Source organism: Streptomyces sp. NPDC021012 (assembly GCF_044333355.1).
Lineage (GTDB): Bacteria > Actinomycetota > Actinomycetes > Streptomycetales > Streptomycetaceae > Streptomyces.
The window spans coordinates 176004-188021 of the sequence record NZ_JBIRQU010000008.1; the positions used below are offsets into that span (position 1 = coordinate 176004).

Here is a 12018-nt window from a genome sequence, read left to right on the forward strand (position 1 = left end):
GTGAAGGACCAACCGTGGAGGACCGGCCGAGGGGCCGTACGGGATCAGGTGATGTCGTCGTACCCGTTGAGGCGCTGGGCCCCCGCTCCGCCGTGCTCCCCGGTGGACTGCTCGGGCAGGACACGGGCAGCGCTCACGGACTCGACGGCCCCGACGGCCTCGGGGGTGAGGTCGAGCGAGGAGGCCTCGTCGTCGTCGAGCTCGGCGTCGGGGTTGCGGCGCTTGCGTCGCCGGTCGTTGAGGAGGGAGAAGGCGACGGCCCCGAAGTACAGGATCGTGATCGGCCCGGCGAGGGCGATCATGCCGACGGGGTCGGTGGTCGGGGTGATCACGGCGCCGAAGATGAAGACGCCCATGATCACACCGCGCCACCAGCCGGCCATGCGGCGGCCGGAGAGGACACCGGTGAGGTTGAGCATCACCAGGACGAGCGGGAGCTCGAAGGCGAGGCCGAACACGAGCACCATGCGCAGGGTGAAGTCGAGGACGTCGTTCAGCGCCAGCAGGTTCGCGGAACCCTCGGGCGTGAGGCTGATGAGGACCTTCACGCTGACGGGGAGGATGAGGTACGCGAGGTAGGCACCCGCGCCGAAGAGCGGCACGGCCGCGCCGACGAAGGCGTACGTGTACCGCTTCTCGTTCTTGTGCAGCCCGGGCGCGATGAAGGCCCAGAGCTGGTAGAGCCAGATGGGACTGGCGACGACGAGACCTGCCGTCAGGGACACCTGGATCGTCGTGCTGAAGGGCGCCATCAGCGTGTTGAAGGTGACGGTCGCGCAGTTGCCGCCGTCACTGGTGACGCCCGGCGGGCACCTGGGCACCGACCGCCCCAGGAAGTTCAGGAGCTCCTCGCTGTACACGAGGGCCACGATCGTCACCACCGTGATGGCGAGGAGGCCCTTCGCCAGTCGGTTGCGGAGTTCACGCAGGTGCTCCACGAGGGGCATCCGGCCCTCGGGGTCCTTCTCCTGCTTGCGGGCAGACTTGAGCAACCCACGTCCTCATCTCGTGCGGCAGGCCGCCGCACGGTGCGGCGGCCGCGGCGGACCGGGTCAGCGCTTGGTGGTGTCCGAGGGCTCGGCCACGGGCCGCGCGCTGGTCACGTCGCCGGGAGCGGCCTGGATGGTGCGCGGGGCGGGCTCCTGCGTCCCGGCGTGCGGCGGGTCGGCGGGGGCGCTCTGCTGGTCGTCCGCCTTCATCGCCTTGGCCTCGCTCTTGAGGATGCGGGCCGACTTGCCCAGCGATCGGGCCATGTCGGGAAGCTTCTTGGCGCCGAACAGGAGGATGACGACGACGAGAATGAGGATGATCTCGGTGGGGCCGAGCCTACCCATAGCTGTTTACCTTCTTCACCGAGGCGACATGGAGTGCGTGCCCGGCGGGTCGGACATGCGTCCGGCCACCGCGCTGCCTGCGATCGTAACCCGCAGGAGTAAACGCGGGGCAATGCCCGTGCATACTCCCGATTGCGCCCCACGGGACCTGACCGGGGCGGCTTCTTGCAGCGTACGGCACGGGCTCAGCGGAGCGACTCACCGGTCCGGGCGAGGCCGACGGCGGCGGTTTCGAGCTCTTCGGCGGCCCGCTGGATCCGCTCTGTGGTGTGGGCCACTTGACGGCCGAGGCGCTGGACCTCCAGGAACACCTTGACGGCGAGCACGCCGAGGACGGCGAGGCCGAGGAAGCCGAGGGCGATGGCGAGCATGGGCCAGAACATGTGCTGAGCCTAGACGTTGCGCGCGTGCGGGTCGTTCAGACGGTGGTGTGGAGGCGCAGGGTGCGGACCCCGCCGCCGGTGAGGAGTTCGACGATGCGCTCGCCCGCGGGCTTGCGGACGGAGCTGCCGCACTCGGGGCAGGTGAAGGAGTAGAAGGTGGTGCGGCGGCTGGCCCCGATGGCCAGGCGCAGGGAACTCGCGGAGAGTTCGAAGCGCGAGCGGCAGTCGGGGCAGGCGGCCTTGAAGAGGACCGGGGCCATGGACGCCGCAAAACCCTGCATAGCGGACATATCCCTCATCTCTCTCTCGACTCTGGCATCACGTCAGTATCAGCGTCCCCGGGGCGGGGAACGTCACACGCCCTCGTACGCGGCGAGCGCGGCGGCCGCCGCCGTCCTCGCGCTGTCGGCCAGCTCCGCCGGCGCGACGATCCGCCCGTCGCTGCCGAGCCGCAGCGCCAGCCTGCGCAGAGAGGCCGGGTCCGGCGTCCGCAGCGTGATCCGCAACCCGCCGTCCTGCAGCTCCTCGGCCCGGTCGTGCGGGTAGTACTCGGCGACCCAGCGCCCGCCGGGCCCCACCTCGACCACGACCTCCGGGTCGTCGGCCGACGGGTGGACCAGGCCCTCGGAGAGGTCACGCAGCTCCAGCTCCGGCGGCGCCGCGTGCTCGTCGAGGATCCGGATCTCGACGACCCGGTCGAGCCGGAAGGTGCGGCGCGCCTCGGAGAGCCGGCACCACGCCTCCATATAGGTGTGGCCGACGGCGAAAAGCCGGATCGGGTCGACCTCGCGCTCGGTGAGCTCGTCGCGCGCGGGCGAGTAGTACCGCACCCACAGACGTCTGCGCTCCGAGATGGCCCGGTCGACCTCGGCGAAGACCCCGCCCTCGGACTCGAAGGTCACCGAGAGCCGGGCGCTCGCCCCGGCGGCCTCTCCGGCCGCCGCCTCCAGCTTGGCCGTGGCGCGCAGCAGGGCGTCCCGGTCGCCCTCCCGGAGCCCCGGCAGGGTCGCGACGGCCCGGGCGGCGACGAGCAGCGCGGTCGCCTCGTCGGCGGCGAGCCGCAGCGGCGCGGCCACGTCGTCCGGGTTGTGCCACCAGATCCGGTCGCCGTCGGTGTCGATGTCGAGGAGGTCGCCGCCCCGGAAGCTGGTGCCGCACATGGGCAGCACGTCCAGGTCGGAGATCAGCTCGTCCTCGGTGATCCCGAAGGCGCGCGCCACGTCGGCGACGTGGGCGCCGGGGCGCTCACGGAGGTAGGTGACGAGGGAGAGCATCCGCCTCGTCTGGTCGATCGCGTTGGCAGCCATGCGGTACGTCTCCCCCTCAGCCCTTGGCCACGGCGCGCAGCCGCTCCACCACATCGGCCCGCAGGTCGGCGGGCTCCAGTACGACGACGTCGGGGCCGAACTCGACGAGCCAGGCGTCGAGGCCGTGCCCGTACGGGATCTCCAGCTCGTCCCAGCCGTCGTCACCCTCGGTCACGGCCTGGGCGCGGGCCCGCAGCGGATAGCCGCAGCCGGCGCGCAGCCGGATCCGCGCGGAGCGGGTGGCGGTCTCGCCGGCCCAGCTCTCGACGGTCTCCCGGACGGTCACGACGTCGGGCACGGGCGCGGTGAAGGCGCCGGCCCGGGAGCGGACCTTGCCGGTGATGCGGGAGAGCCGGAAGACGCGCTCGGCGCCGCGGTCGCGGTCCCAGCCGGCCAGGTACCAGTGGCCGCGCCAGCACTCGAGGGTCCAGGGCTCGACGTGGCGGGTCTCGGGGCGGGCGGCGTTGGCCTTGCGGTAGTCGAAGACGACGGGCCGGCGGTCGCGGCAGGCCAGCATGAGCGGCTCGAAGGCGGCCTCGCGGACCGGGATGCGCGGTTCGAGGGCGCTGGGCTGGGTGTCGTACGAGTCCTCCGCCTCGGGCATCCCGGCCGCGCGGAGCTTCTGGAGCGCGCCACTGGCGGCCCCGGCGAGCCGGGCCTGCTGCCACACCTTGGCGGCGAGGCCGAGCGCGGCGGCCTCCTCGGCGTCGAGGGTGATCGGCGGCAGCCGGTTGGAGTCGCGGCGGGCGAGGTAGCCCGTCTCGCCCTCCAGGTTCTCGACGGTCTCGATGACCAGGCCGAGCTCCCGCAGGTCGTCCTTGTCCCGCTCGAACATGCGGTTGAAGGCATCGTCGCCGCTCGCTTCGAGGTAGGCCTCGATGGAGCCGCGGAGCTCCCGCTTGCTCAGCGGGCGACGCGTCCCGAGCAGGCACAGCGCGAGATTCATCAGCCGCTCGGACTTGGCAATCGCCATCGCCGCCCCGCACCCTTCCGCCGGATCCACTTCTCGGACGTCCGACCGTACCGCCCCGGAGTGTCGGGACCAAAGCCGAGGGCCCCCGCCGTGACGGCGGGGGCCCTCGGAGAACCGTCACCGGTCCGGTACGTCCGATCAGACGGCGACCAGGTCGCAGACGAAGATCAGCGTCTCACCCGGGGCGATCGCGCTGCCCGCGCCACGGTCGCCGTAGGCGAGGTCGGCGGGGATGATCAGCTCGCGACGGCCGCCGACCTTCATGCCCTGGACACCCTGGTCCCAGCCGGAGATGACCTGACCGACGCCAAGCTGGAACCGCAGCGGGGTGCCGCGGTTCCAGGAGGAGTCGAACTCCTCGCCCGTGGAGAAGGCGACGCCCACGTAGTGGACCTGCACGAAGTCACCGGCCTTGGCGACCGCGCCGTCGCCCTCCCAGATGTCCCTGATCTTCAGGTCCTTCGGCGGCTCGCCACCCGGGAAGTCGACCTCGGGCTTCTCGATGCTCACTGAACTGCTCCTCAAACTGATGAATCGCGCGACGGTGAACCGCGCGAACGGACAGTCTTACACCTTCGTCAGGATGTCCACGGCGAAGACCAGCGTGGAGTTCTTCGGAATGCCCTGCTGCTCCTTGTCGCCGAACGCCTCCGACGGCGGGGCGACGATCAGGACACGGCTGCCGATCTTCTTGCCGACGAGACCGTCCTTGAGGCCCTTCAGCGTGAGCTGCGGGAGCGGGAAGTTCGCGGGCTTGCCCGTGGTGTAGGTCGAGTCGAAGACCTTGCCGTCCTTCCACAGGGCGGCGACGTAGTTCACGACGACCGTGTCGGTGGCCTTGACGGCCTCGCCGTTGGCCTCGAGCACGTAGTTCGAGACGAGCTTGGTCGGCGGGTCCACCTTCGGGACGGTCAGCGAGGGGGCCTTGCCGTCGGTGTTCGTACCGACCTTCGGCAGGTCCTTGTCGTCCTGGGCGACCGGGGTGCCCGTGGCGGACTTCGGGATCGTCACGGACTTCAGGATGTCCACGACGAAGACGAGGGTGGCGTTGGGCTTGATGCTCGGCGGCGAGCCGGCCTCGCCGTAACCGAGCGCCGGCGGGATGCCGATCTCGATGCGGCTGCCGACCTTCTGGCCCTCCAGGCCCTTCTCCCAGCCCTGGATGACCTTGCCCTCGCCGAGCGTCAGCGAGAAGGGCTGCCCGCGGTCGAAGCTGTTGTCGAAGGGGGTGGTCTCGTCCCAGGCCTGGCCCAGGTAGTTGACCGAGAGCGCGTCGCCCTTCTTCGTCACCGCGCCCTTGCCCTCGCTGATGACGTTGACCTTGAGTTCCTTGGGCGGGTCGCCCTCGCCCTTGGCGAGGGTCGGCTTCTCCCCGAACTTCTGCCCCGCGGTGATGGTGGGCAGTCCGTTCGTCATCGAGGCGGAATCGGAGCCCTTGTCGTCGCTGCCGCAGGCCGCTGTGGAGAGCAGCAGCAGCGGGACGACGAGAAGGCCGGCAAGTCGGCGCACGTGTTCCTCAGATCTCAGACGGCACAGTAGTTGTGCCGACACTCTAGGCGTTCCTCCTGTCACGTCGAGGGCCCCGCACGCCGAACGCGCGGGGCCCGAGAGGTCGGTGCGACCTGACTACATTCCGGCGATCAGCTTTTCCACCCGGTCGTCGACGGAGCGGAACGGGTCCTTGCACAACACCGTGCGCTGCGCCTGGTCGTTGAGCTTGAGGTGGACCCAGTCGACGGTGAAGTCCCGCCGCTGCTCCTGCGCGCGGCGGATGAAGTCGCCGCGCAGCCGGGCCCGAGTGGTCTGCGGGGGCACCGACTTGCCCTCGAAGATCTTCAGGTCGTTGCAGACGCGGGCCGCCTGCCCGTTCTTCTGGAGCAGGTAGTACAGCCCGCGACGACGGTGGATGTCGTGGTAGGCGAGGTCTATCTGCGCGACCCTCGGGTTCGACATGGTCATGTTGTGCTTGGCCCGGTAGCGCTCGATGAGCCGGTGCTTCATGACCCAGTCGATCTCGGTCTCGATCCGGTCGAGCTGCTCGCTCTCGATCGCGTCGAGCGTACGGCCCCACAGCTCCAGGACCTGGGCGACCGTGCCGGAGCGGATGCCGCGGCGGTCGACGAAGTCCACGGCCTTCTCGTAGTACTCGCGCTGGACCTCCAGGGCGGAGGCCTCCCGGCCGCTGGCGAGCCGGACCTTGCGCTGGCCCGTGATGTCGTGGCTGACCTCGCGGATCGCCCGGATCGGGTTCTCCAGGGTCAGGTCGCGCATCACGGTGCCCGCCTCGATCATGCGGAGCACGAGGTCGGTGGCGCCGACCTTGAGCAGCATGGTCGTCTCGGACATGTTGGAGTCGCCGACGATGACGTGCAGCCGGCGGTAGCGCTCGGCGTCGGCGTGCGGCTCGTCCCGGGTGTTGATGATGGGCCGCGAGCGGGTGGTGGCCGAACTGACGCCCTCCCAGATGTGCTCCGCGCGCTGGGAGACGCAGTAGACCGCGCCGCGCGGGGTCTGGAGGACCTTGCCCGCGCCGCAGATGAGCTGCCGCGTCACGAGGAAGGGAATGAGGATGTCCGCGAGCCGGGAGAACTCCCCGTGGCGGGCGACGAGATAGTTCTCGTGGCAGCCGTAGGAGTTTCCGGCCGAGTCGGTGTTGTTCTTGAAGAGGTAGACGTCGCCCGCGATTCCCTCCTCGTGCAGGCGGCGTTCGGCGTCGACGAGAAGGCCCTCGAGAATGCGCTCGCCGGCCTTGTCGTGGGTGACCAGTTCGGTCACGTTGTCGCATTCCGGCGTTGCGTATTCCGGATGCGAACCCACGTCCAGGTACAGGCGGGCGCCGTTCCGCAGGAAGACATTGCTGCTGCGGCCCCATGACACGACACGGCGGAAGAGGTAGCGCGCCACTTCGTCAGGAGACAGTCGGCGCTGTCCCCTGAACGTGCACGTGACGCCGTACTCGTTCTCCAGCCCGAAAATGCGGCGGTCCATGTCTGAACATTACGCCTGACGGCGTGCGCTGAAACCGGGTTGGACGCTCCCGTTTCGATCATTTTCCGATCAGTGCGCGTTCTTTTCGGCGTGTACGGCGGTGGGGACCGCCTCTCCGTCGGCGTGTCGCGCGGGTCCACGGGGGTGGAGGACCCGGCCCGTGGCCAGCAGGACGAGCAGCGCGACGAGGCCGCCCGCACCGGCCACGGCGAACCCGGCCGCCGTCCCGGCCAGTTCGACCGCCGGTCCCGCGACGGCGGACCCGAGGGCCGCGCCGACGCCGAAGGTGGTGACGAGCCACGAGAAGGCCTCGGTGACCGTGCCGCTCGGGGCGTGCCGGTCGACCACGATGAAGGCGCAGGCGAGGACGGGGGCGAGGAAGAACCCGGAGAGCACCGAGAGGCCGGTCATGGCCACGGGAGCGGGGGTCAGCATGAGCGGCAGGTAGCAGACCGCGAGGAGGGCCACCAGGACCCGCAGCCGCCGCTCGGGCGCCCCGGACCACTGCCGGGCGCCGTAGAGGACGCCGCCGGCCAGCGCGCCGAGGCCCAGGGCGGCCATCAGCCAGCCGTACACGGACGGAGTGCCCCGGTCGTCGGCGTAGGCGACGGCGGCGACCGTGATGGAGCCGAGGGCGAGGCCGACGAAGAAGAACGAGCCGAGGAGGGCGAGGAGCCCGGGCGAGCGCAGGGCCCCCAGCCAGTGCGCCTCGCGGGCCGCGGAGCGCCAGGCGCGGGAGGGCTCGGAGAGGACGACAGCGAGGGCGCCGAGGACTCCCAGGACGTTGATGACGAGGAGGGCGGCGGCGGGCGACCACAGGGCGACCAGGAGGGTCACCAGGAGCGGGCCCACGGTGAACATGACCTCCTGCGCGACCGCGTCCAGCGCGTACGCCCGGTGGACCCGGTCCTCGCGGCCCAGGACGCTCGGCCACAGGGCCCGCAGGCCGCCTTCGAGCGGCGGGGTGAAGAGCCCGGCGACCACGACGGCGGCGTAGGCGAGGGCCAGGTTCCCGATGCCGGTGAGGGCGAACAGGGCCATGCCGAGCGCGGAGAGGACGGCCGCGGGCAGCTGGACGCGGGGCTGGCCCTTGAGGTCGACGGCGCGGCCGAGGAGCGGCTGCCCGACGGCGTTGGAGAGGCCGTAGGCCGCGATCAGGCCGCCGGCCAGGGTGTAGCTGCCGCCCAGGTCGCGGACGAACAGGGTCATGGCGATGGGGCCGGTGCCGTTGGGCAGGCGCCCGACCAGGGTCCCGGCGAGCAGCCGGGCGGCGTGCGGTGCCCGGAGTATGTCGAGATAGCCGCCGTGCGCGGGGGCCTCGGTGGCCATGTCACCCTCCCGTCACCTCGGAACCCTGCCGAGGTTTTACGTATAACGTCCTGGGTCATACGTACCATGACGGCTGTACGCGGGTCCACCCCGCGCGCCCACGCCCCCCGACCACCGTCCCACGCGGAGGCTCCCCGTGCAGTCCCCCGACCCCCTCGGCGGCCCCCGCCCGACCAGCAGGGACGTGGCCCGGGCGGCGGGCGTCTCCCAGGCCACCGTCTCCCTGGTCCTCGGCGACAAGTGGCGCGGCCGCGTCTCCGAGCGCACCGCGGGGGCCGTCCGGGAGGCCGCGTCCGAGCTCGGCTACCGGCCCAACCTGGCCGCCCGCAACCTCCGGCTCGGGCGCACCCGCACCGCCCTCCTGATCGTCCCGGCCCTCACCAACGAGTTCTTCGCCCACGTCTACACGGGCGCCGCCACCGCCGCGGCGGAGCACGGGTTCGGCGTCGTGCTCTACCCCTCCCCCGACGGCCTGGGCCCCGCCCGCGACCCCTTCGCCTCGGCGCAGGCCGCCCTCGACGGCGTCATCGCCTCCTCCGTGGCGACCGACGCCCTGGAGGCCTTCCGCGGCGGCGACCTCCCGCTCGTCATGCTCGACAGCGACCCGGCCGGCCCGGGCGCCGCCGCCCACGTGAACCTCGACGTCGCCGACGGCATGCGCCGGGTCACCGACCACCTGCTCGCCCTCGGCCACCGCCGCTTCCTCCACCTGGCGTCCGCGGCCCCGTCCTGGACCTTCGACGTGCGGGCCGAGGCGCTCTCCCGCGCCCTGCGCGGCGCGGACGTGCGCACCGTGCGGTCCCCGCTGAACGTCACGGACGCCCAGGAGGCCGCGGGCGCGGCCCTCGCCGCTCCCGGCGCCCGGCCCACGGCGGTGATCTGCGACGACGACATCCTCGCGGCCGGCGTCTGCAAGGCCGCGCGCCGGCTCGGCCTGCGGGTCCCCGAGGACCTCTCGGTCACCGGCTTCGACGACATGGCCCTGGCGACCGTGCTGGAGCCCGAGCTGACCACGGTCCGGCTGCCCGCCGAGGAGTTCGGCCGACGGGGCATGGAGGCGCTCCTCGCCGTTCTGGCGGGCGAACGGCCCGAGCCCGTCGCGTTGCCCGTCACCCTCGTCCCCCGGGGCTCCTCGGGGCCCGCACCGGCCTCCTGAGGCCGGAAACGCCGAGGGGTCCCGGCCCGCTCGCGCGCGGACCGGGACCCCTCGGGGCGGAGCCGACTACTCCTCGGGAGCCTCGTCCGAGGGCTCGTCCGTCTTCGCCACCGCCGCGTCGTCCGCCTCCAGGAGACGGGAGAGCTGGCGGCCGACGATCCGCTTGAACTTGCGCTGCTGCGGGCGCGTACGGTCCAGGACCGCCACCTCCAGGCGCTCCGCGGGGATCTCCCGCTCGGTGCCGTTGGTGTCCCGCGAGAGCGCCTGCACGGCCAGCTTCAGGGCCTCGGCCAGCGACATGCCGTCCCGGTGGCGCTGGTCCAGGTAGGAGCTGATCTGCTCCGCGTTCCCGCCGACCGCGACCGAGCCGTGCTCGTCCACGATCGAGCCGTCGTGGGGCAGCCGGTAGATCTGGTCGCCCTCCGGCTCGCTGCCGACCTCGGCGACGACGAGCTCCACCTCGTACGGCTTCTCCCCCGCGCTGGAGAAGATCGTGCCCAGGGTCTGGGCGTAGACGTTGGCCAGGCCGCGCGCGGTGACGTCGTCCCGGTCGTAGGTGTAGCCCCGCAGGTCGGCGTAGCGCACGCCGCCGATGCGGAGGTTCTCGTACTCGTTGTACTTGCCGGCGGCCGCGAAGCCGATCCGGTCGTAGATCTCGCTGAACTTGTGGAGTGCGCGCGAGGGGTTCTCACCGACGAAGACGATGCCGTCGGTGTACTGGAGGACGACCAGGCTGCGGCCGCGGGCGATGCCCTTGCGGGCGTACTCGGCCCGGTCGGCCATGGCCTGCTGGGGTGAGACATAGAACGGCGTGGACACCGGCTACCGTCCCTTTCTTCCGGTCTGAAGGGCTGCTACGGGCGAGGGACGGTCAGAGCAGGGCGGCGCGCGGCCCGTCGGGCTGCTCCAGGCGCCGCTCGGTGACCGATCGGGCCAGCGCGGAGGACTCCTCCTCGGTGAGCCTGCGGAAGCCCTCGTCGGTGATGACGGTGACGATCGGGAAGATGCGGCGGGCCATGTCGGGACCGCCGGTCGCCGAGTCGTCGTCCGCCGCGTCGTACAGCGCCTGCACCACCAGGGTGGTGGCCTGCTCCTCGGACAGGTCGGCGCGGTACAGCTTCTTCATCGAACCGCGCGCGAAGATCGAGCCGGAGCCGGTGGCGGCGAAGCCGTGCTCCTCGGAGCGGCCGCCGGTCACGTCGTACGAGAAGATCCGGCCCTTCTCCTTGCCCTCGTCCCAGCCCGCGAAGAGCGGCACGACGGCGAGCCCCTGCATGGCCATGCCCAGGTTGCCCCGGATCATGGTGGAGAGGCGGTTCGCCTTGCCCTCCAGGGAGAGCGTCGCGCCCTCCACCTTCTCGAAGTGCTCCAGCTCCAGCTGGAACAGCTTGACCATCTCCACGGCGAGACCGGCGGTGCCGGCGATGCCGACCGCGGAGTACTCGTCGGCCGGGAACACCTTCTCGATGTCCCGCTGCGCGATCATGTTCCCCATGGTCGCCCGCCGGTCACCGGCGAGCACGACGCCCCCCGGGAACGTCGCGGCCACGATGGTGGTGCCGTGCGGCGCCTCGACGATCCCCTCCGGCAGCTTCCGGTTCCCCGGGAGCAGCTCCGGCGAGTGATCAGCCAGGAAGTCCATGAAGGACGAGGATCCCGGCGTCAGGAAGGCTGCCGGTAGACGCCCTGTGCTACGAGTGTTGGGTTCCACAGGTTTCCTTCCACGTATGCGGCTGCACGCCTTATGACGTCCGGCCGATCCTTGAACTGCCCCAGCGCCGCGTTGCAACTGAAGCACAGCACGCCTCGGACCTTACCCGTCTGATGATCGTGATCCACATGCTCCGCCGGACCCTCCCGGCAGATCACGCAGACACTGCCCTGGGCGGCGATCATCTGGTCGCGTTCGGTCTCGGTGATGCCGTACTGGCGCTTGAGATGTCGGGCTCGCCCCTTGGCCTTCTTGCATGCCTTGCAGCAAGTGGCGAGGCCGTCCGACGCGGTGGCGTTGCGATGCCAATCGCTGTGCGGCTTGATCTGATCGCACTGCCGGCAGAGCTTGTGCCCCACCGGCACGTCCGCCGCGCGTCGGACGACCTTGCCCTTGGCTGCCTGTCTGATCCGGTAACGCTCAGCCCCGTAGGCGGCAACGCATTCCCGGCACCTCGGCTGCAGTCCGTCCCCGCGATTACAGTCCCGCGCGAATCCGGTCAGCGGGACATCCCGCCCGCAACCGCGGCAGTACTTGACAGCCTCCGACATCTCCCCACCCTTGCGACTTAACCTTCGATTCGAAGGCTACTGGCCGCCCTTTTGCACGAAGCTTCGGACGAAATCCTCGGCATTCTCTTCGAGGACGTCGTCGATCTCGTCCAGGACGGAGTCCACGTCGTCGCTCAGCTTCTCCTGGCGCTCCTTGAGGTCGGAGCTCGCCTCGGTGGTGGTCTCCTCGACCTCCTCCGTGGATCGCGTCGCCTTCTGCTGTCCGCCGCCGGTGTCCTTGGTCGCCATATCCCTCACCCCGCTCGAATCGGCCCGCTCGGTTGAG

General features: G+C 71.0%; 15 protein-coding genes. 1 reads left to right on the plus strand and 14 read right to left on the minus strand.

The window, feature by feature from the left end; translation table 11 throughout:
* Window positions 1-44: 44 nt before the first annotated feature.
* The 10 genes from tatC to ACH4TP_RS26235 all read right to left on the minus strand — a co-directional run bounded on the left by tatC (window position 45) and on the right by ACH4TP_RS26235 (window position 8314).
* Window positions 45-992, minus strand: a complete 948-nt coding sequence (gene tatC / locus ACH4TP_RS26190; protein WP_389228359.1) for a twin-arginine translocase subunit TatC — start codon at window positions 990-992, stop codon at window positions 45-47.
* A 60-nt stretch (window positions 993-1052) separates the two neighbouring features.
* Window positions 1053-1334 (minus strand): Sec-independent protein translocase subunit TatA, encoded by a 282-nt coding sequence (gene tatA / locus ACH4TP_RS26195; RefSeq protein ID WP_389228361.1) that lies wholly within the window; start codon window positions 1332-1334, stop codon window positions 1053-1055.
* 185 nt (window positions 1335-1519) lie between these two features.
* A complete protein-coding gene (locus ACH4TP_RS26200) occupies window positions 1520-1717 on the minus strand; it encodes a hypothetical protein (protein ID WP_398186319.1) in 198 nt (65 codons plus the stop codon).
* Between the two features lie 35 nt (window positions 1718-1752).
* A complete protein-coding gene (locus tag ACH4TP_RS26205) occupies window positions 1753-2016 on the minus strand; it encodes a hypothetical protein (protein WP_389228365.1) in 264 nt (87 codons plus the stop codon).
* A gap of 54 nt (window positions 2017-2070) precedes the next feature.
* Entirely contained in the window at window positions 2071-3024 is a 954-nt protein-coding gene (locus tag ACH4TP_RS26210) for a helix-turn-helix transcriptional regulator (protein ID WP_398186316.1), read from the minus strand.
* A gap of 16 nt (window positions 3025-3040) precedes the next feature.
* Complete coding sequence (locus ACH4TP_RS26215; protein ID WP_389228369.1) at window positions 3041-3997, minus strand: helix-turn-helix transcriptional regulator; 957 nt, start codon at window positions 3995-3997, stop codon at window positions 3041-3043.
* 138 nt (window positions 3998-4135) lie between these two features.
* Window positions 4136-4507: an FKBP-type peptidyl-prolyl cis-trans isomerase gene (locus tag ACH4TP_RS26220; protein WP_389228372.1), complete on the minus strand. Its 372-nt coding sequence runs from the start codon at window positions 4505-4507 to the stop codon at window positions 4136-4138.
* Between the two features lie 57 nt (window positions 4508-4564).
* Window positions 4565-5506 carry an FKBP-type peptidyl-prolyl cis-trans isomerase gene (locus ACH4TP_RS26225; protein WP_389228375.1) on the minus strand — a complete coding sequence of 314 codons (942 nt, stop codon included), beginning with the start codon at window positions 5504-5506 and terminating at the stop codon, window positions 4565-4567.
* 117 nt (window positions 5507-5623) lie between these two features.
* Window positions 5624-6985 carry a Pup--protein ligase gene (gene pafA, locus ACH4TP_RS26230; protein WP_041128375.1) on the minus strand — a complete coding sequence of 454 codons (1362 nt, stop codon included), beginning with the start codon at window positions 6983-6985 and terminating at the stop codon, window positions 5624-5626.
* A 69-nt stretch (window positions 6986-7054) separates the two neighbouring features.
* Entirely contained in the window at window positions 7055-8314 is a 1260-nt protein-coding gene (locus ACH4TP_RS26235) for an MFS transporter (RefSeq protein ID WP_389228379.1), read from the minus strand.
* 136 nt (window positions 8315-8450) lie between these two features.
* Here ACH4TP_RS26235 and ACH4TP_RS26240 point away from each other — a divergent pair, with 136 nt between their 5' ends.
* Window positions 8451-9470 carry a LacI family DNA-binding transcriptional regulator gene (locus tag ACH4TP_RS26240; protein ID WP_398439295.1) on the plus strand — a complete coding sequence of 340 codons (1020 nt, stop codon included), beginning with the start codon at window positions 8451-8453 and terminating at the stop codon, window positions 9468-9470.
* A gap of 66 nt (window positions 9471-9536) precedes the next feature.
* Here ACH4TP_RS26240 and prcA read toward each other — a convergent pair whose 3' ends face one another.
* The 4 genes from prcA to ACH4TP_RS26260 are packed head-to-tail and all read right to left on the minus strand — an operon-like array spanning window position 9537 to window position 11981.
* Window positions 9537-10289, minus strand: a complete 753-nt coding sequence (gene prcA, locus ACH4TP_RS26245; protein WP_389228385.1) for a proteasome subunit alpha — start codon at window positions 10287-10289, stop codon at window positions 9537-9539.
* 52 nt (window positions 10290-10341) lie between these two features.
* Window positions 10342-11181, minus strand: coding sequence for a proteasome subunit beta (gene prcB, locus ACH4TP_RS26250; protein ID WP_389228388.1), 840 nt, complete (start codon window positions 11179-11181; stop codon window positions 10342-10344).
* Window positions 11133-11732 (minus strand): endonuclease VII domain-containing protein, encoded by a 600-nt coding sequence (locus ACH4TP_RS26255; RefSeq protein WP_398439296.1) that lies wholly within the window; start codon window positions 11730-11732, stop codon window positions 11133-11135. Before ACH4TP_RS26255 ends, prcB begins: the two co-directional genes overlap by 49 nt.
* 36 nt (window positions 11733-11768) lie before the next feature.
* On the minus strand, window positions 11769-11981 hold the full coding sequence (locus tag ACH4TP_RS26260) for a ubiquitin-like protein Pup (RefSeq protein ID WP_030494396.1): 213 nt from the start codon (window positions 11979-11981) through the stop codon (window positions 11769-11771).
* Between the last annotated feature and the right edge of the window lie 37 nt (window positions 11982-12018).